11 protein-coding genes are annotated in these 21,312 nt (G+C 59.7%); 4 read left to right on the forward strand and 7 right to left on the reverse strand.

The genetic code is table 11. The features are described from left to right. Positions 1-5: 5 nt before the first annotated feature. The 7 genes from H097_RS13790 to tpx form a co-directional block, all read right to left on the reverse strand. Positions 6-752, reverse strand: coding sequence for an SDR family oxidoreductase (locus H097_RS13790; protein ID WP_032860379.1), 747 nt, complete (start codon positions 750-752; stop codon positions 6-8). Between the two features lie 87 nt (positions 753-839). After that, the gene (locus tag H097_RS13795) at positions 840-2,921 is read right to left on the reverse strand and encodes an EAL domain-containing protein (protein ID WP_032860380.1); all 2,082 of its coding nucleotides are present in this window, start codon (positions 2,919-2,921) and stop codon (positions 840-842) included. A gap of 280 nt (positions 2,922-3,201) precedes the next feature. Continuing rightward, positions 3,202-4,749 carry an efflux transporter outer membrane subunit gene (locus H097_RS13800; RefSeq protein ID WP_082445589.1) on the reverse strand — a complete coding sequence of 516 codons (1,548 nt, stop codon included), beginning with the start codon at positions 4,747-4,749 and terminating at the stop codon, positions 3,202-3,204. Further along, entirely contained in the window at positions 4,746-7,853 is a 3,108-nt protein-coding gene (locus H097_RS13805) for an efflux RND transporter permease subunit (RefSeq protein ID WP_032860381.1), read from the reverse strand. The genes H097_RS13800 and H097_RS13805 overlap by 4 nt, the downstream gene beginning before the upstream one ends. Continuing rightward, positions 7,850-10,951, reverse strand: a complete 3,102-nt coding sequence (locus H097_RS13810; protein ID WP_032860383.1) for an MdtB/MuxB family multidrug efflux RND transporter permease subunit — start codon at positions 10,949-10,951, stop codon at positions 7,850-7,852. Before H097_RS13810 ends, H097_RS13805 begins: the two co-directional genes overlap by 4 nt. Beyond that, complete coding sequence (locus tag H097_RS13815; RefSeq protein WP_032860384.1) at positions 10,948-12,252, reverse strand: MdtA/MuxA family multidrug efflux RND transporter periplasmic adaptor subunit; 1,305 nt, start codon at positions 12,250-12,252, stop codon at positions 10,948-10,950. Before H097_RS13815 ends, H097_RS13810 begins: the two co-directional genes overlap by 4 nt. A gap of 233 nt (positions 12,253-12,485) precedes the next feature. Continuing rightward, complete coding sequence (gene tpx / locus H097_RS13820) at positions 12,486-12,986, reverse strand: thiol peroxidase (RefSeq protein WP_032860386.1); 501 nt, start codon at positions 12,984-12,986, stop codon at positions 12,486-12,488. Between the two features lie 168 nt (positions 12,987-13,154). On the opposite strand from tpx, the gene H097_RS13825 reads away from it, so the two are divergent. From H097_RS13825 to H097_RS13840, 4 genes are all read left to right on the forward strand, one after another. Then, entirely contained in the window at positions 13,155-14,447 is a 1,293-nt protein-coding gene (locus H097_RS13825) for a glycosyltransferase (protein ID WP_032860387.1), read from the forward strand. A gap of 72 nt (positions 14,448-14,519) precedes the next feature. Further along, positions 14,520-15,425 (forward strand): AraC family transcriptional regulator, encoded by a 906-nt coding sequence (locus H097_RS13830; protein ID WP_032860388.1) that lies wholly within the window; start codon positions 14,520-14,522, stop codon positions 15,423-15,425. Between the two features lie 124 nt (positions 15,426-15,549). Next, the gene (locus H097_RS13835; RefSeq protein WP_156356800.1) at positions 15,550-19,290 is read left to right on the forward strand and encodes a hypothetical protein; all 3,741 of its coding nucleotides are present in this window, start codon (positions 15,550-15,552) and stop codon (positions 19,288-19,290) included. Positions 19,291-19,922: 632 nt separating this feature from the next. Next, entirely contained in the window at positions 19,923-21,233 is a 1,311-nt protein-coding gene (locus tag H097_RS13840; RefSeq protein ID WP_032860389.1) for a sugar ABC transporter substrate-binding protein, read from the forward strand. The last annotated feature ends 79 nt before the right edge of the window (positions 21,234-21,312 follow it).

Below are 21,312 nucleotides of genomic sequence, written 5' to 3' on the forward strand. Positions count from 1 at the left end.
GTAGGTTATCGGCCACCGCCCAGGTCAACAAATGTCCCGGTGGCATAGGACGCCTTGTCCGAGAGCAGCCAGACGATCGCTTCAGCCACTTCGTCCGGTCGCCCACCACGGGCCATGGGGATACCCGATTCGAGCTTGCTGACCCGGTCCGGATCACCGCTCAGGGCATGAAAGTCGGTGAAGATATAACCAGGGCGCACTGCATTGACCCGAATCCCCTCGCCCGCCACTTCCTTGGACAACCCTATGGTGAAGCTGTCCAGTGCGCCTTTGGACGCGGCATAGTCCACATACTCGCCCGGCGAACCCAGGCGTGAGGCCACCGACGAGACATTGACGATGCTGCCACCCTGCCCGCCATGCCGGGGCGACATGCGCAGCAGCGCATGCTTGGCGCACAGGATCGGGCCCAGCACATTGGTCTTGAGTATTTTGAGGATGCGGAACTCGGACATCTCATCGACCCGCGACTTATGCCCGACGGTCCCGGCATTGTTGACCAGCGCAGTGACGCGGCCCAATTCGGTATCGACCCGGTGGAACAGGCTGATCACTTCATCTTCGATGCTCACATCGGCGCGTACCGCAATGGCCTGGGCGCCCAGTGCGCGGACTTGCTCCAGCACACGCAACGCGGCTTCTTCGTCGGATTGGAAGTTGATACAGATGCGATAGCCCTGGCGGGCCGCCAACAAGGCCGTGGCGGCCCCGATGCCACGACTGCCACCGGTGATGATGACGACTTTGTCCATGTGTACTGACTCCCGATTCAACCTGAGCTGTTGGATCCAAGAATACCTGTGCCTGCCAGGTTTTGCATGGACTGGGGTCAATTGATCTCAGGGGGCAGGAGGCTTTTCCTTAGCCATGATGGCGTTCATGAATGTATCCGGCGGCAACGGGTGGCCCAGGTGGTAGCCTTGCAGCGAGTCGCAGCCCAGGCGCGTGAGGAAGTTCTGCTGCACATCGGTCTCGACCCCTTCGGCCACGATACGCAGGCCGAGGGCCTGGCCCAGGGCGACAATGGCCGAGACGATGGCGGCATCGTCGCTGTCATGTTCAAGATCACGGACAAAGCCGCGGTCGATTTTCAGCTCGTTGGCCGGCAAGCGCTTGAGGTACATCAGGCTGGAATAGCCCGTGCCAAAGTCGTCGATGGACAGGTCAACGCCCATTTCCGAGAGTTTTTGCAACACCGTCATGCTGGCATCGGCGTCGCTCATGGCCGTGGTTTCGGTGATTTCCAAGGTCAGGCTATTAGCGGGCAACTGGTGGCGTTGCAGGGCGTTGGCGACGCTGGCGACCAACCCGGCATGGCAGAACTGCAGGGCTGACAGGTTGACCGCAATGCGCCAGTCACGATAACCCTGGGCAAACCACACTTGCATTTGGCGGCATGCTTCGTTGAGCACCCAATCGCCAATGGCGATGATCAGCCCGGTCTTTTCTGCCAACTCGATAAACTTGTCCGGCAGCAACAGGCCATGTTGTGGATGCTCCCAGCGCAACAGGGCCTCAGCGCCGATGGCGCGGCCGCTGATCGCGTCGAACTTAGGCTGGTAATACAGGCGAAATTGCTGTTGCTCCACCGCATTGCGCAGGTCTTGCAACAGTTGCAGTTGCTTGCGCGCGTTGGTGTTCATCGACACATCGAAAAAGCTGTAGCCGTTCTTGCCCATGCCCTTGGCGTGATACATCGCCGCATCGGCATTCATCAGCAGTTCCTGGGGCGTTTCGCCGTTACCGGGGAACATCGCGATGCCGACGCTGGCGGAAATGTTCAGGTCATGCTCCGCTACTCGGAATGACTTGTTGATCAGCCCGACCTGACGCTCGGCCAGGCGCAGGGCATCGTCGGGCTGGGACAATTGCACCAGCAGTACGAACTCATCGCCGCCGATCCGGGCCAGGGTGTCCTGGCTGCGCAGGTCTTCACGCAGGCGCAGACCCACCTCACGCAACAACTGGTCGCCCAGATGATGGCCAAAGGCATCGTTGACCGGCTTGAAGCCGTCCAGATCAATAAACATCAGAGCAAAACAGCCGCCCTGCTCTTCGACCAATTGGGTGGCCTGCTGGATCCGGTCCGCCAGCAAGGTACGGTTTGGCAGGCCGGTGAGCGTGTCGTGCAAGGCCAGGTGGGTGAGTTCCTGGTTGGCCAGGGTCAGGGAGTCGGCCAGCACGGCGGTGCGCGCTTCCAGCCGGGCGTCGAGCAATGAAGTCAACAGAGCGATGGCCAGTACCGCCAGGGTGGTCACCAGCACCAGGTTGGCCAGGCCGCTGCCGCTCAGGCCATCCACCGATGCCCCGCAAAAACTGCCATCGGCAAAACGCGCGGCAGCCATGCCGGTGTAATGCATGCCGACGATAGCGATACCCATCACTACCGCTGCGCCGCCCCGTGCCAGGCGTACGTAAGGGGTATTGCGCCGTAGATTGAAGGCGATCCATAACGCGGCGGCCGAAGCCCCTACCGCAATCAGCAATGAGGCGCCAAACAGCGTAGGGTCGTAGTCGATGCCCGGCGTCATGCGCATGGCGGCCATGCCGGTGTAGTGCATGCTACTGATGCCTGCGCCCATGATCAGGGCACCAAAACCCAGTTGCCAGATAGGCAGGCGCGATTGGTTGACCAACCACAGGGCGAACCCGCAGGAAAAAATCGCGATCACCAGCGACAACGCCGTAATGCCGATGTCGTAGCCCAGCGCGATCGGCAGGCGGAAGGCCAACATCCCGATAAAGTGCATCGACCACACACCAATCCCCATGGCCAACGCCCCGCCGGCCATCCACAGGTACACCGCCCGGCCCTTGGCCGTGGCGATGCGGCCGGTCAGGTCCAGGGCGGTATAGGACGCAAGGATTGCCACAAACAGGGAAATGAGGACCAGTGCGGGGGAATAGGTGCCGGTAAGCATGGGTTTCTCATGGATGGCGGTGCGAACGGCGTCCGTGCCGCAGGGGAAAAGTTCGGGATTGTAGCGAGAATAATTCTTGAGTAGTTGAAATATTATCACAAGGCCATTACTGGCTATTCGCCCTTCCCTATCCACATCAAAGCGCGGAGCTGCGCCCTGTAGGAGCGAGCTTGCTCGCAAGAAACATCAACGATAACGCGTGCTACCAGAGTAAGCGCGTTGTTGTTGCGTTCTTCGCGAGCAAGCTCGCTCCTACAGGGGAGATGCGGGAGATTCACAATCAGGGTTTTGCGTCTGCCTGCATCTGGCCGTCCCATCCGCCGCCCAGCGCGGCGATCAGTTGCACGCTGGCGACCAGTCGGGTTTGTAGCAGGGTCAGTACGGTGCGCTCGTTGCTCAGGGCCGTGGCCTGGACATTGACCACATCCAGGTAGGCGATCAGACCCGCCTTGTACTGGTTCTGGGTCAGGCGCAAGGATTCACGGGCTGATTGCAGCGCTTCGTTGCTCACGCCTGCCTCATCCTCCAGGACTTTGAGCTGGACCATGTAGTTTTCCACCTCGCGGAAACCGTCGAGTACGGTCTGGCGGTACTTGGCCACGGTTTCATCGTAAGACGCTTCGGCGCGATCGACTTGTGCCGAACGCTGCCCGCCGTCGAACAAGGTCATCGCCAGTTTGGGCCCCACCGACCAGAAACGGTTCGGCAGGCTGATCCAGTCGGCGTAAGTGCTGCTGGAGTAACCACCGGCCAGGCTCAGGGTCAGGTCCGGGTAGTAGGCGGTTTTCGCCACGCCGATATTGGCGTTGGCGGCGATCACTGCACGTTCTGCCGAGGCGATGTCCGGGCGGCGCTCCAGCAGTTGCGATGGCAGGTTGGCGGGAATCTGCGGCAGTGCGGGAATGTCCTGGCTCACCGCCAGGTTGAACGTGGCCGGAGCCTCCCCGATCAGCACCGCGATGGCGTTTTCCAGCTGTGCCCGCTGCCAGACCAGGTCGATCATGCTGGCTTGGGTGCTTTTAAGCTGGGTTTGGGCCTGGGCCACTGCGTCTTTGCCGGAGACCCCCGCGCGGTACTGGTTTTCAGTCATTTGCAGCGAGCGCTGGTAGGTCTCCACGGTGGCTTGCAACAAGCGCGTCTGTTCGTCCATGACCCGCAGTTGCAGGTAGTTCTGCACCAACTCCGACTGCTGGCTCAGGCGCATGGCGGCAAGGTCGGCGGCGCTGGCTTGCTCACTGGCGTTGCTGGCCTCCAGGCCACGACGCAACTTGCCCCAGATATCCGCCTCCCAGCTCACACCCAACTGCGTATTGAGGGTGTCGCGGATACCGCTGCTGGAGCTGCTCAAGCTCGCATTGCTGCTGCCGGTGCCCTGGCTGGCGCGGGTTTTCCCGGCGCTCAGGTCGATCGTCGGGAAGAATGCGCCCCGGGAGCTACGCGCGGTGGCCTGGGCCTGGCGGTAGCGGGCCTCGGCCTGGGCCACGGTCTGGTTGGCGTTGTTGAGCTTGTCCACCAGGCTGTTGAGTTGCCGGTCGCCATACAGCTCCCACCAGGCGCCACGGGCCAGGGCATCGCTGGGCGCCGCCTGGCGCCAGCCCTGGGCCTCTTTGTACTGCGCCGGCTCAGCCACTTGCGGGCGCTGATAATCGGGGCCTATGGCGCAGGCGCTGAGTAGCACGCCGCAAAACACCAATATTGACAGCCGTCCTGTAGGAGCGAGCTTGCTCGCGATGGTCTCAAGGGCACCGCGTACATTCAGGCATAGTGCGTTATGGTTGGCGTTTTTCGCTGGCAAGCCAGCGCCTACAGGGAGGTGCGTTGCGGTCATAGCGGAGTATCCAGGGCGGCGTCGGTACGCACCCCGCGCCAGCCGTTGAAACGGTGGCGCAGGCGGTCGAGATAGAGGTAAACCACCGGGGTGGTGTAAAGGGTCAGGATCTGGCTGAACACCAGGCCGCCGATAATCGTCAGGCCCAGGGGCTGGCGCATTTCCGCACCTTCTGCGGTGCTCAGCAGCAGGGGCAAGGCGCCGAGGATCGCTGCCAGGGTAGTCATCAGGATCGGCCGCAAGCGCAACAGGCACGCGCTGCGGATGGACTCCAGGGGATCCATGCCATCCTTGCGTTCCAGTTGCAGCGCCAGGTCGATCATCAGGATCGCGTTTTTCTTCACCACGCCGATCAACAGGAACAGGCCCAGCAGCGAGATCAGGCTGAATTCGGCGCCCAGCACGTAGATCGACAACAGCGCGCCAACCCCGGCCGACGGCAAGGTCGAGAGAATGGTCAGTGGGTGGATATAGCTCTCATAGAGAATCCCCAGCACCAGGTACACCGCCACCAGTGCGCCGAGGATCATGAACGGCTGGCTTTTCTGGGTGGCGGCGAAGGCATCGGCGGTACCGGCCATCTTCGCAATCACATCCTCCGGCAAGCCGACCTTGGCAATCGCCCGCTCGATGGCGGCTGTGCCCTGCTCCACCGTGACCCCGGGTGCCATGTCGAAGGCAATGTCTTCTGAGGCGAATTGCCCTTCGTGGCTGACGCGGTCGTCGGCCAGGCTGTTTTCGTAGTGGGCGATGGTCGACAGCGGGATCCGCGCGCCATCGGCGGTAATCACCTGTACCTGATTGAGGGTGATCGGGTCCTGGGCGTACTTCGGATTGACCTCCATCACCACCCGGTACTGGTTGAGGCTGTCGTAGATCGTGGAAATCTGCCGCTGGCTATAGGCGTTGTTCAGCACCGAGGTGACCATGTTCATATCCACGCCCAGGCGCTTGGCCTGATCACGGTCGACAATCAGCGTCACCTGTTGTGCGCCACGGCCTTCGCGAGCGTCGATGGCGGTCAGTTCCGGCAGTTCACGCAAGGCGGCGACCACTTTCGGGTACCACAGGCGCAAGGCGGCCAGGTCGCCACTTTGCAGGATGTAGGAGTATTGCGACGACGTCTGGTCGCGGCCACCGCCAAACTGCAGGTCCTGGTCGGCCATCAGCATCAAGCGGCCACCCGGCACCGGCGGCACGTTTTTGCGCAGGCGCTCGATCACCGCCTGGGCCGACAGCTTGCGCTCCTTGATCGGCTTGAGGCGCACCAGCATCACTGCGTTGTTGGTGCCGTTGCTGCCACCGATAAAGCCGGCCACGCTTTCCACTGCTGGGTCTTGCAGCACGGCCTTGCGGAAGATTTCCATCTTTGGCTGCATGACACTGAATGACAGGCCGTCATCCCCGCGTACAAAACCGATCAGTTGCCCGGTGTCCTGCTGCGGCATAAAGGTTTTTGGCACCACCACATACAGTGCGATATTCACACCAATGGTCACGAACAGGCTGAGCAGCGTCAGGCGCTTGTGCCGCAGGACCCAGTCCAGGCTACGGGCGTAACCGGCCACCATCTTATCGTTGACCTTCTGGCTCCAGCGCTGCAAACCGGTCTCCTGCCCTTTGACATGGGGCTTGAGCCAACGGGCGCAGAGCATCGGGGTCAGAGTCAGCGAAACCACCAGCGAAACGATGATCGCCGCCGCCAGGGTGATGGAAAACTCACGGAACAGACTGGTGACAATCCCGCCCATGAACAGGATCGACAGGAACACCGCCACCAGCGACACGTTCATCGACAGCAGCGTGAAGCCGACCTCCTTGGCGCCCAGGTACGCGGCCTTCATCGGCGCGATACCGTCGTCGATGTGCCGGGAAATGTTCTCCAGCACCACGATGGCGTCGTCCACCACCAGGCCGGTGGCGAGGATCAGGGCCATCAGCGACAGGTTATTCAGGGAAAAGCCATAGAGGTACATGATCGCAAAGGTGCCCACCAATGACACCGGCACCGCCAGGGTCGGGATCAGCGAGGCGCGGAAGTTGCCGAGGAACAGGTACACCACCAGGATCACCAGGGCCACGGCAATCAGCAGGGTCATTTCTGCTTCGTGCAAGGTGGCGGTGATCACCGGCGAGCGGTCCATGGCGAGGTTGAGCTTGACGCTGGACGGCAGCACCGCCTGCAGCGCCGGCAACTGGGCCTTGATCTGCTTGACGGTCTCGATGATGTTGGCACCGGACTGGCGGTTGATCACCAGCAACACGGCTGAGTCGTTGTTGAAGAACCCGCTGTTGTAGCGGTCCTCGACACCGTCGCTGATCTTGGCCACGTCACTCAAGCGCAAGGCAGCGCCGTCCTGGTAGCGGATCAGCAACGGCTCGTAGTCCTTGGCCTTTTCCAACTGGTCATTGGCCTGGATCTGCCAATTGCGCTGACCATCTTCCACCGAGCCCTTGGGCCGGCGCACGTTGGCATTGGCAATGGTGTCGCGCACTTCGTCCAGGGATACGCCGTACTGGTCCAGGGCCTTGGGTTCCAGTTCGATGCGCACCGCAGGCAGGGAACTGCCGCCGATCTGCACTTCGCCCACGCCCGGCACCTGGGACAGGCTTTGCGAGAGGATGGTCGAGGCCAGGTCGTAGAGCTGGCCCTTGGGCAACACATCCGAGGTCAGCGACAGCACCATGATCGGCGCCTGGGACGGGTTGATCTTCTTGTAGGTGGGCATGCTGCGCATACCGCTGGGCAACAGGTTGCGCGAGGCGTTGATCGCCGCCTGCACCTCCCGCGCCGCGCCGTTGATATCGCGGTCGGAGTCGAACGCCAGGATCACCCGGGTCGAGCCCTGGCTGGAGGAACTGCTCAGGGTGGTAACCCCGGCAATCGCGCCGAAGGAACGCTCAAGCGGCGTGGCCACGGTGGAGGCCATCACTTCCGGGCTGGCACCGGGCAAGCTGGCAGACACCACGATCACCGGGAAGTCGATCTGCGGCAACGGCGAGACCGGCAGCAAATTGAAACTGACGCCGCCCAGCAACATGATCGCCAGGCTCAGCAGCATGGTGGCTACCGGCCGGCGAATGAAAGGTCCGGACAGGTTCATGGCTCAACCGGCTCCAGCGCTTCGGGGGGCTTGCGCCAGCGACGGCCAAGGCGATCAAAGTACAGGTAGATCACCGGGGTGGTGAACAGCGTGAGGATCTGGCTCAACAGCAGGCCACCGACCATCACCAGGCCCAGGGGTTGGCGCAACTCGGCACCGGAACCAGTAGCGAGCATCAACGGTACCGCACCGAACAAGGCTGCCAGGGTGGTCATCAGGATCGGCCGGAAGCGCAGCAGCGCCGCCTGGTAGATCGCGGTCTGCGGGTCCAGGCCCTGGTTGCGTTCGGCGTCGAGGGCGAAGTCGATCATCATGATCGCGTTCTTCTTGACGATGCCGATCAGCAGAATGATGCCGATGATCGCGATCATTCCCAGGTCATTGCCACTGAGCAGCAACGCCAGCAAGGCCCCCACCGCAGCCGATGGCAGGGTCGAGAGGATGGTGATCGGGTGGATATAGCTCTCGTACAGCACGCCGAGCACGATGTACATGGTCACCACCGCCGCCAGGATCAGCAACAAGGTGCTCGACAGCGAGGCTTCGAACGCCTGGGCTGCCCCCTGGAACTGAGTCTGCACGCCGACCGGCATGCCGATGTCCTTCTGCACTTGGTTGATCAGTTCCACACCTTTACCCAGGGCCACGCCGGGCGCCAGGTTGAACGACATCATCACCGCCGGGAACTGGCCGATATGGGTAATCGCCAGTTGGGCCTGGCGCTGCTCGACACGGGCCAGGCTCGACAGGCGAACCTGGCCGCCATCGGTGGTTTTCACATGGATCTGGTTCAGCGCATCAGGCCCCAGGCTTTCGCCGGACTGGGCCTGCAACACCACGCGATACTGGCTGGCCTGGGTGTAGATCGTGGAAATCTGCCGCTGGCCGAAGGCGTCGTACAAGGCGTCGGTGATATTGGCAACCGAGACGCCCAGGCGCGAGGCCGCGTCGCGGTCGATCACCATGTAGACCTGCAAACCCTTGTCCTGCAGGTCACTGGCCACGTCGGTGAGTTCAGGCAACTGACTCAGGGCCTGGACCAGTTTGCCGCTCCACAGCGCCAATAGATCGGCATCCGGGGACGACATACTGAATTGATATTGGGTGCGACTGACGCGGTCTTCGATGGTCAAGTCCTGCACCGGCTGCATGAACAGGCGGATCCCCACCAATTTGTCCAATGCCGGTTGCAGGCGGGCGATCACCTCGACGGCACTCAGGTCCCGCTCCTTGTGGGGCTTGAGGTTGATCAGCAGGCGACCACTGTTGAGCGTGGCGTTATCACCATCCACACCAATGTAGGACGACAGGCTGTCTACCGCTGGATCTTCAAGGATGATCTTTGCCAGTTCTTGCTGGCGCTGGCTCATGGCAGCAAAGGAAATCGACTGCGGGGCTTCGGAAATACCCTGGATCACCCCGGTGTCCTGCACCGGGAAGAAGCCCTTGGGTACCACCATATACAACACCACGGTCAGGCCCAGGGTGGCGACGGCCACCAGCAGGGTCAGCGGCTGGTGCTTGAGCACCCACTGCAACTTGCGCCCGTAGGCGGCCACCAGCCAGTCGATCCAGGCGCCGCTGGCTTTGTAGAAGCGGCCCTGTTCCTCTTCCTTCGGTTCGCGCTTGAGCAGGCGTGCGCACATCATCGGCGTCAGGGTCAGGGACACCACCAAGGAGATGAGGATGGCTACCGCCAGGGTGATGGCAAATTCGCGGAACAGCCGACCGACCACATCAGCCATAAACAGCAACGGGATCAATACCGCGATCAGCGACAAGGTCAGGGAAATCAGGGTAAAGCCAATCTGCTTGGCGCCCTTGAGCGCGGCGGCCATTGGGGTCTCCCCTTCCTCGATATAGCGGGAGATGTTCTCCAGCATCACGATCGCATCGTCCACCACAAAACCGGTGGCGATGGTCAGGGCCATCAGGGTCAGGTTGTTGATGGAGAACCCGGCCAGGTACATCACGCCAAAGGTGCCGATCAAGGACAGCGGCACGGCAATCGACGGGATGATGGTGGCGCTGAAGCGGCGCAGGAACAGGAACGTCACCATCACCACCAGGGCAATGGCAATCAGCAATTCATGCTGCACATCGGTGACCGAGGCGCGGATGGTCTGGGTGCGGTCGGTAAGGACTGTCACGTCCAGGCCCGCCGGCAGGTTGTCGGTGATGCTCGGCAGCAGCGCCTTGATGCGATCCACCACCTCGATCACGTTGGCTCCAGGCTGGCGCTGGATATTGAGCAACACGGCCTGGTTTTCATTGGCCCAGGCGGCAAGGCGCTCGTTCTCGGCGCCATCGACGATTTGTGCGACGTCTTTCAAGCGCAGCGGTGCACCGTTGCTATAAGCCAGGATCAGTTCGGCGTACTGCTCAGGTGACACCAACTGGTCGTTGGCGTCGAGCATCGAGACTCGGGTCGGGCCGTCAAAGTTACCCTTGGGCTGGTTGACGTTGGAGGCGGCGATCAGGCTGCGCACGTCCGCCAGGTTCAAGCCATTGGCCGCCAAGGCCTCGGGGTTGACCTTGATCCGCACCGCCTGGCGTTGGCCACCGGCAATGCTGACCATGCCGACGCCGCTGATCTGCGCGATTTTCTGCGCCATGCGCGTATCGACCAGGTCATTGAGCTTGGGCAGCAGCATCGTTTTAGACGTGATGGCCAGGGTCAGCACCGGCGTGTCGGCCGGGTTGACCTTGTTGTACACCGGCGGTGCGGGCAAGTCCGACGGCAACAGGTTGCTGGCCGCGTTGATCGCTGCCTGCACCTGCTGCTCGGCGACGTCCATATTGACGTCGAGGTTGAAGCGCAGGGTCAGCACGGAGGCGCCACCGGAACTGGTGGAGGCCATCTGCGTGAGACCGGGCATTTGCCCGAACTGGCGTTCCAGGGGTGCGGTCACCGCGCTGGTCATCACGTCCGGGCTCGCGCCGGGGTACAGGGTCATGACACGGATGGTCGGGTAATCCACCTGGGGCAAGGCCGACACCGGCATCAGGCGATAGGCAATCAGGCCGGCCAGGACAATGGCCAGCATGCTCAGGGTGGTGGCGACGGGCCTGAGGATGAACAGCCGTGACAGGTTCATGCGCCGGCCTTTTGCGCCTTGCCAGCATCCGCCGCCGGGCTGCTTTCGCCTTGCGCCGCGGGCTGGCCCTGCAAATGTTCGGTTGGTGTGGTCGGTACCTGATTGCTGTCATTGACCACTTCTACGTCGGTGCCGTCCTTCAGGCGGTCGGTGCCTTCCAACACCACGCGGTCGCCAGCGGCCAGGCCGTCCTTGACCACGGTGTTCTGGCCATCGGTATCACCAATGACCAGCGTGCGGATCTTGACCTTCTTGTCACCGTCCAGGGCATAGACAAAGGTGCCATTGGTGCCGAACTGGATCGCGGCCGAGGGGACCAGCACCACGTTTTTCAGGGTGTCTGCCAGCAGGCGCACGTTGACGAATTGATTGGGGAACAACACCTGGTCCTGGTTATCGAAGCGCGCCTTGAATTTCAAGGTGCCGGTGGCGACGTCAATCTGGTTGTCCAGGCTCTGCAACACGCCGGTGGCTTGCAGTTGCACATCGCCACGATCCCAGGCCTGCACTGGCAGCTTGTTGCCGGTGCGATAGCGGGCCAATACGGTTTGCAGGGTGTTCTCCGGCAGGGTGAACGCCACGCTGATCGGCTGGGTCTGGGTGATGATCGCCAGGGCGGTGGTGTCGTTGGCCGCTACCAGGTTGCCGACGTCCAGTTGGCGCAGGCCGACACGGCCGGAGATCGGCGCGCGGATCTGGGTGAATTCAAGGTTGAGCTTGGCGTCATCCACCGCGCCCTGGTTGGTCTTGACCGTGCCCTGGTATTGCAGGACCAGCGCAGCGGCGGTGTCCAGGGTCTGTTTGGCGATACTGTCCTGCTCATACAGGCCGCGATAACGTTCAAGGTCGACCTGGGCGTTTTTCAACTGGGCCTGGTTTTGCAGCAGCGTGCCCTGAGCCTGAAGCAATGCATTCTGATAGCTGCGCGGGTCGATTTGCGCCAACAAGTCGCCAGCCTTGACCATCTGGCCCTCTTCAAAGGCTATCTTGACCAGTTCTCCCCCGACCCGGCTGCGCACGTTGATGGTGTTCAATGCGGTCACGGTACCCAGCGCCTTGTAGTACAGCGGGAAATCCCCCGTCACTGCTGGCGCGACACGTACCGGCACCGCAGCGCCCGAACCACCGAAGCCGGGACGCATCATCCCCGTCTTGCTGGTCCTGGCTGCCGGGGCGTCTTTCTGGACGGTGCCAGCAGGCCAGAACTTCCAGCACAGGCCGGCGACCACCAACAGGACAAGCAAGCCAAACAGCCAGCGGCGGGAATTGCGGGGAGACGATTGCATGGATTGATCAACCATTGGATGCGAGGGCTTCTTCTTTGGGAGGCTGAAAGATAAGCACTGGAGCGCGTTTAGAGAAGCGCCTTTACCGGCTATTTACCTTCAGGCTTACAAACATTTACTTTTCGACTTAAAACATCAGCAATTTGGGCTAAACCGCTGAAGCACAAATAAAAACGGCCTGGACTAGGCCAGGCCGCAAGCATGCATCATACGGGTTACTGCAAAGCGACAGTAACGCGCAGGAACAATTACTTCAGTACGGCCAGGGCCGCTTCGTAGTTTGGCTCTTCAGCGATCTCGCCAACCAGTTCGCTGTGCAGCACTTTATCGTTTTCGTCCAGTACCACCACGGCGCGGGCGGTCAAGCCCTTGAGGGCGCCGTCGGCAATGGAGACACCGTAGTCAACGGCAAAATCGGCGCTGCGGAAGTCCGACAGGTTCTTCACGTTTTCCAGGCCTTCGGTACCGCAGAAGCGAGCCTGGGCGAATGGCAGGTCGGTGGAGATGCACAGTACAACGGTGTTGTTCAGGTCGTTGGCCTGGGCGTTGAACTTGCGTACCGAAGTCGCGCAGGTCGGGGTGTCAACGCTTGGGAAGATGTTCAGTACTTTGCGCTTGCCAGCGAAAGTCGCCAGGGTGACGTCCGACAGATCGCCTGCGGTCAGGGAAAAGTCGAGAGCCTGGGTACCAATTTTCGGCAACTCGCCTTCAACCTGGACCGGGTTGCCTTTGAGAGTGACTTGAGCCATGAACGGAATCCTTATGCTGGGTTAGATGAAACAAATTCGAGAGGCCGAAGTTAACCACAAAGTGCGATTGACACCTATGGGCCGCGAGAAAAACTCATGTCGGCATCAGGACCGAGGTGCTGTGGTTTAATTACCGCGCTTTTGCCCTGCCCTTGAAGGAATCCACCGTTGAAGAATCAGCCTGCCACCCACGTTCTGGTCATTGGTTATGTCTGGCCGGAGCCGCGCTCCTCGGCTGCGGGCGGGCATATGATGCAGATCCTGGAGAGTTTTCTTACGCAAGGTTGGGAAATTACCTTCAGCAGCCCGGCGGCCATTGGCGAACATAAGGCCGACCTCGCGGCACTCGGCATTCGCGAATGTACTATCGAGCTCAATAACAGCAGTTTCGATGAATTTATCCACGAACTGGCCCCGGATATCGTGCTGTTCGACCGATTCATGATGGAAGAGCAATTCGGCTGGCGAGTAGAAAAACACTGCCCCGATGCCTTGCGTGTGCTGGAAACCTCCGATTTGCAGAGCCTGCGCGATGCCCGCCACCAACGCCTGAAGGATTTCCTGAAACACTCGCCACAGGCAGATGACTTCAGCCCCTTGTTCGCTCCGGCCCTGGAAGAAGAATTCCAGTTGATGGCCGACACTGACCTGGCCAAGCGCGAGATTGCGGCGATCTACCGCTGTGATATCAGCCTGATGATTTCCGACGTCGAAATCCAACTGCTCACCGAACACTTCAAGGTGCCTGCCGCCCTGCTCCACTGGTGCCCGCTGATGGTCGACCCGCCTGCCGAAGCGTTTACACCCTACGACGAGCGTGCGCATTTCCTGAGCATCGGCAACTTCCGTCACGCGCCCAACTGGGATGCCGTGCTGTGGATGAAAAACAGTGTCTGGCCGTTGATTCGCCAGCGCCTGCCCGGTGCTCAACTGCATGTCTATGGCGCTTACACACCACCCAAGGCCACGGCGCTGCACAATCCGGCGCAAGGCTTTCATGTGATGAACTGGGCCGAGGATGCCCTGCAGGTGATGTCGGCAGCGCGCATCTGCCTGGCGCCCCTGCGCTTTGGCGCAGGAATCAAGGGCAAGCTAGCGGATGGCATGCTCTGTGGCACGCCCAGTGTCACCACGCCCATCGGCGCCGAAGGCATGGGCGACGAGCAGCCCTGGCCTGGGGCAATCGCCCACAGCGCGACGGCCCTGGCCGCAGCCGCCGTCGCGTTGTACGAAGACCCGCAAGCCTGGACCATGGCCCAGCAACGTGGCCGGGAGCTGCTTGCCCAGCGCTACACCGCACATATCCATGGGCCTGCACTGGTCGAGCGTTTGCAACACTGTCGTGACGAATTGGCACAGCACCGGCGCAACAACTTTACCGGCAGCATGTTGCGCCACCATTTGCACAAAAGTACCCAATACATGGCGCAATGGATCGAGGCGAAAAACCGCGTGCTTTAAACACCCATGCTGGCGAGGTGGCACGCAACGGGGCATTATCGGCTGTGCAACCACAATAAAAGCGACGTCAGCATGACCCGAGCCGCGCGAATCACTGACCCTTCCTACGAGTTGATGGACGACCACAACGGCCTGTCCATCATCTATCGCCAGCACGGCTTCCCCTGCCCTCTGGTGCGCTGGCACTTTCACAAGGAGTACGAGCTGCACCTGATTGTTGCCAGTTCCGGCAAGGTGTTTATCGGCGACTATATCGGCAACTTCTACCCGCAAAGCCTGTTCCTCACCGGCCCCAACCTGCCCCACAACTGGATCAGCCAGGTGGAGGAAGACGAAGTGGTGCCAAAGCGCGACATGTTGGTGAATTTCACCGATGAATTGCTGGAGGGCGGCAGCCAGATCTTCACTGAACTCAAGAGCCTGGCACCGCTGCTGGAGCGAGCACAGTACGGCATCGAGTTTCGCTGTAAAAAAACCATCGCCCAGGCCATGACCCTGATGCAGCGTATCGAGGACGCCCAGGGCATGACGCGGCTGGGGCACTTTTTTATCTTGCTGGAGGCACTCAGTACCTGTGAGGACTACCAGTTGTTATCAGGTGTGACCACGGCGCAACTGGCCGATGAGCACAGCATCGACCGTACCAACCGTGCGGTGGACTATATTTTTGCCCACTACGCCCGCGACTTGTCCTTGGAGGAAGTCGCGCACTATCTGGGGATGAAGCCGACCTACTTCTCTCGGGTGTTCAAGCAAGCCACCGGGCGCACCTTCGTCGAGTTCGTCAATCGGCTGCGCATCAGCAAGTCCTGCGAGTTGCTGGCCGATGGCGATAAGGCCGTGACCGATGTGTGCTTTGAGTCAGGCTTCAACAACATTTCCAATTTCAACCGCCGGTTCCAGCAGCTCAAGGGCATGACGCCGTCCCACTACCGACGCCTGGCGGTGCAGCGCTTGACGGAGCAGAACCTGGCCTGAGCGTCCCCAGGGACGGCTAATTCACGACCACTCGTCGCCACTGTCAATGTTGACAGTTATGCCCGCCCCCGCCTTGGGTGTGTGATGTCCTTGTCCAGTTTTCCTGCACAAGGAACCCCCCTCGATGAAGAAGCTCACATCATCCCCCAGCACACCTTATTGCTACGAGCCTGTACTACCAGCCGTTGACGAACTCGAACCGCCCTTCGTCAGCGATGAAGTGCGCCCGTTTCCAGGCGCTACGCTCGGGCTGGGTATCCGACAAACCCGGCCCTGGATGACTGTGAATATTCCGCGATGGATCTTGTTCGGGCTAGGCGATATATACAAGTTCTACATGGGCAGTGATCGCTTTGCCATTGCCTCGGATGAGGTCAGGTACGAGGATTTGGACAAGGCGAAAGTGCAGTTGGTAATCCCTCCCGAGTTGATACCAGAGGGGTTGACCTACCCGTGTTTTTGCGAAGTGATTCGGTCCGGCTCAGGCACCCCCAATACTTCCCCGCGTCAAACCTGGTTCGTCAAACGCACACGTCCAGGGGGTGTCAGTAAAGATCCTGGGCTGCCATATCACACTGAGCTGGTGCTACATCTGCCGCCAGACCTGGTAGGAGGCGTGCTCGACCCCGAGCGTGCAAAGGAAGGGGTGGAGATGACGATCAGCCCTTACCCCAACATCACAGCAGGCGACACCGTCCAGGTGTATTGGAACGGCCGTCCGGTGCAACTGACAATTGATGACGAGCATGTCGCCGGTCTCAAGCCCATTGTCGTGCTGATCCCTGAGTCAATCATCACGCTGGGAGGCAGTGGCGAGGTCACTATTCGCTTTCGGCTCTATGACAAGGTGTTCAACTTTTCCGGGGAAATCCAGCAATGGTCACAAGCTGTCACGCTGGATACCGACCTGACGCATGGCCTGCTTGAGGCACCGCACTTCGTGGTGAACGGAAACTCCGTCAGGGAACTGAATCTCGACATCCATGGCGATACAGACTTCGAAGTAGAGGTCGTGATCCCCAGAAGGCTGCCAAATGGGAGCCTGACACCTGCCGGCGCCTTGATTGTGGTGACATTGACAGGAGCAGACGCACAGGATTTGCCCTTCTACAAGACGCTGCCGGCGTTCCCTGCGCGCATTGGCCTGTCGGCCTCGACCTGGGTGGATCGTAAAGACCTTGAGGCCGTGATCAACGGCCACATGCAGATCGAATACACCCTGACAACGTCCACGGGTGTGTTCCTCGCTGCCTCCCGACGCCTGAACATCACGGTGTTCGGTACGAAAAACTCAATGCCCCCGATGCACATCGAGCAAGACGAAGGCGGCAACATCGACCCTGAACACCCCTTTATCAAAGTCATTTTCCCGCGGTACACCCCCTACGACCGCAACTACAATGTGACGCTGCGCATGGAGGCCATACGGCCCGGGGGCGGCCTGGTGTTCTATGAAGAAACACTATTGGCAGGTGCCGAGCCGCCACCGGAGCGCTATCGCATTGTACACAAGGAAGATTTCGATCGTTTCGTCGGCCTGGGGCCGGTCAGAGTGCTCTACCTCGTCGACAACGGCATGATGCGGATCATGGTTCCCGGCATTCAGGCGATCCGCAAATCCGATGAATTGGTAGTGACCTTTGGCCCACGCTATGCCGAGCTGCCAGCGCCGCAGATGCAATATGTCGATGCGTTCAACAATCTGGATCCGGATCGCATAAAGGGAGGCCTGGTCCAGATAACACTGTCGTTCACACGTACGTTCCCTGGCGATATTTTCAAGTGGACATTGCTCGGAGCGAACAGCAACGGTAGCGACAGTGGCGAGATACTCCTCAATAGCGGGACGGCAGGCAAACCAGTGGTGTTCACGCTCGACCGGGCGTTGTTCGATGCCAATTTGAATAGGGAAATTCGCCTCAGCTATTCGCGGGTGCCAGTAACCGGTGGCAATCCGCAATACTCAGAGGTGTTGGTCGTCACCGTGGGGCAAGCCCTGGATCTGCTGCGACCAGAGGTGCTGCAAGCCCAGCGTTACCCCGACCAAGTGCCACCCGAGGCTGTACTGCGCGGCGCAACCATCGCTGTCACCTACCCACAAATGCTCCCCAGCCATCGTATCCGCGCTTGCTGGACCGGTATTCCCGAGATTGGTACCTATTGCGACACGAAGGATGGCAACACCTCCAGAACCGTGCACTTCGAGGTTCCGCCAGAGGTCATTGGTGCCAATCTCAATGAATATGGGCGCTATATCGATGTGCAGTACTTTGTAGTGCTGGGTACACATCAGACGCCGTCGCCGGTACTGAGCCTGTATGTGTTACCACCGGTACTCCCCCTGCCCTACCTCGAAGGCCATACCAGCAGCGTACTGGACGTCAGCACATTGATCGGTACTGAACGCGCCATGGTCGATCGCTGGAGCTTTATCAATCGCAATCAACGGATGTGGTTTGAACTGCATGGCACCTATGCCAATGACGCCCCATTCTTTTTTGCGCTCTACAACGGCGACCTGGTGACGTACAACGGTGAACAGATCGGTATCCGGCCACAGGCGCCGGTGAGCGAACTGCGCCAACTCAAGGATGGCTCGCAATTGCTCATGCGCTTTGGCGTGACATTTGACCAGACGGTCTATGACACCAATGCCCTGTGGTTCCCGGAGCGCAGGTATACAGTCCAGGCTATTCCAGCGGAGTTTCCGGTGCCCAGGCTGGTGCAGGCAACGGGTTCCGGCACTGCTGTGACGTTAACAGCGCTGAGTGCGCAATACGGTGCGACGGTAGAAGTGCCCTACAGCCCAATGTACACCAGCGACATCATCACCCTGGAAGTGAGAGGCACCGATGGACCAGGCTCGGCAGAACTGGGGCCAAAAACTGGCGAAATCGATGGGACGGTCAACTTCGATCTGTCAGCGGCACTGATTGCCGCCAATATTGGCAACCGTGACACCACCTTTACCGTGAAATATACGGTCCTGCGCACTGGCCAACTCCGTTCGTCAGTCGTGTTGACCGTTACGCTGAAGGCCATCCCATTGGCCGAATTGAGCAAAACCGTAATCCGTATCGATGAAGCGGCTAACGGCGTACTCAATGTGGACGAGTTGATCGGTGATGCAACAGCAAGGTTGGGGACCTGGCCGTTCATTGCCAGGGACCAGCCCGTATGGCTGCGTTTGCTCGGTAACAAACCCGACGGTACGGCACACAACTTAACCCTGCTGAACGGAGCCCAGGGTGACCGGGTGAGTGACGGGTGGTTGAACCAAGGGTATCAATTGCTGACGGTACTCAATACTTACCTGAGAGACCTTGGAAACGGCACTCGACTGTCGATGCAGTTCAAAGTGGCCCTCAATCACAGTACCGATGAGTGGAAAGCACTTGAGTTTCCAGTGGTTACGTACTCCATATTGAGCCTGCTGATCTCAGACAAAACGCCCTTCACCGGTGGGTTCATGAATGGTTGGATCAGCCAGTACCCCAAAGAGAAAAGCATCCAGCGCGAGGCGGATGGCAACTATTACCTGCGGCACGGCCCTCTGACGGGGGATGGTGTCAGAATCTACAAAATATATACCCCGGTCGACTATGGGTATTATCGAGTCAGGTTTAAATACAGGATCAACAAGTTTGCCAGCATTGGTGGGCCAACCAGTATGTTCATTCACCTGGCTAATTTGACGCGCAACATTATCGTCCCCAACCTCAACACATGGAACTATGTCGATGAATACCTGGGTTATTGGAAAGGCGGGGATTTTCAAGCCTCAATAGCTGTTATGAATCCGACGACTGGCGGGATCTACGATATAGATGATGTCTGGATCCAACAGCGACACTTTCCGGGTTGAGTTGCAGCAAACAAGGGGGTAGGTGCAATGCACTTATCCCCTGCTTTTTTGCGTTGATTCACCCTGCAGCCAGCGCTCTCCGAAAATGCTAGGGCCTTACACATGCCACCAGTTTTTCGTCAAATTCCAGCCCGGTTGGGCATGTATAAGGATACTGAATCCACCGTTGGGTCGCTGAGTTAAACACACATCGGTAGAACCCCCCCACTCTGTCAGTGCTTTTGAAATACCCCGCCCTAGTACAAGGAGGTTCTCGTGATTCCGGAGGTGTTGTTGTACAAGCACCGATAGAAACCGCCATGAGTAAGCCCAGTGCGATTTTATAGAGGGTGTGACCTTTGGGGTTTACGCGGGAACAGTTCATAAACATCTCCTGATTAGGTTTTGCCAAACTATTAACCCTCTGCTGTTCCCTTGCGTCTACTGTCAGAAATAACAGGTTGCTGCTCTCGTGTGAGGTTTTGACTGCCCAGCAGGCTCAGTGCAAAAAAGTATTAGTTAAAGTGTTCACAAGGATTTGTCACCACGCCTGCAGCAGGCTGTAATCAACGCACACTCTTCCTGCTGCCATGGAAGACACAACAACAATAACTGTCCTTCTGCAGCCCCCGGGCGCAGAACTGGAGTGCGCGATGAATCTCACAGCAAAAGCACTGCTTGCCTGTACCTGCATGACCCTCAGCGCCGTCAGCCTTGGCGCACAAACCCTGACCATTGCCACCGTCAATAACAGCGACATGATTCGCATGCAAAAGCTCTCGAAAACCTTCGAGGCCGAGCACCCGGACATCAAGTTGAACTGGGTAGTGCTGGAAGAAAATGTCCTGCGCCAACGCCTGACCACGGATATCGCGACCCAGGGCGGGCAGTTCGATGTATTGACCATTGGCATGTACGAAGCTGCACTGTGGGGTGCCAAGGGCTGGCTGGAGCCGATGAAGGATCTGCCGGCTTCCTACGACCTTGACGATGTTTTCCCTTCGGTACGCGACGGTCTTTCCGTCAAGGGCTCGCTGTACGCCCTGCCGTTCTATGCCGAAAGCTCCATCACCTACTATCGCACCGACCTGTTCAAGGCTGCCGGACTGACCATGCCTGAACATCCGACCTGGGTGCAGATTGGCGAGTTTGCGCAAAAGCTCACCGACAAGAACAAGGAGCAATACGGATTGTGCCTGCGCGGCAAGGCCGGTTGGGGCGAGAACATGGCGCTGATCGGCACCCTGGCCAATGGCTATGGCGCCCGCTGGTTCGATGAGAAGTGGCAACCCGAATTCAACGGCCCCGAGTGGAAAGACGCGCTGAACTTCTACGTGGACAACATGAAGAAGTCCGGCCCGCCGGGCGCGTCCAGCAACGGCTTCAATGAAAACCTGGCGCTGTTCAACAGTGGCAAGTGCGCGATCTGGGTCGATGCCAGCGTCGCCGGTTCGTTCGTTACCGACAAAACCCAGAGCAAGGTCGCCGATCACGTCGGCTTCACCTTTGCCCCGCAACAGGTCACCGACAAGGGCACCTCATGGCTGTACTCCTGGTCGCTGGCGATCCCCACCAGCTCCAAGGCTAAGGAGGCTGCCAAGGTCTTCAGTGCCTGGGCGACATCCAAGGAGTACGGTGCGCTGGTGGCCAAGACCGATGGCATTGCCAATGTCCCGCCAGGCACCCGCGCCTCGACCTATAGCGAGGCGTACATGCAGGCCGCGCCATTTGCCAAGGTGACGTTGGAGTCACTGAAAGTTGCGGACCCAACCAAACCGACCCTCAAGCCCGTGCCTTATATCGGCATCCAGTTGGTGACCATTCCTGAATTCCAGGCCATTGGCACCCAGGTGGGCAAATTCTTCTCCGGCGCCCTGACCGGCCAGCAGACAGTCGACCAGGCCCTGGCTGCCGCACAAACCACCACCGAGCGGGAAATGAAGCGGGCCGGCTACCCCAAATAACCCAGGTTCACCCCTGTCAATGTGGGAGCAAGTCCACTCCCACACTGACCGCGCTCCGACTCTCGTTCTGCAAACTGGT

The sequence above is a fragment of the Pseudomonas sp. FH4 genome (assembly GCF_000510915.2).
In the GTDB taxonomy this organism is placed as follows: Bacteria; Pseudomonadota; Gammaproteobacteria; order Pseudomonadales; family Pseudomonadaceae; genus Aquipseudomonas; species Aquipseudomonas brenneri.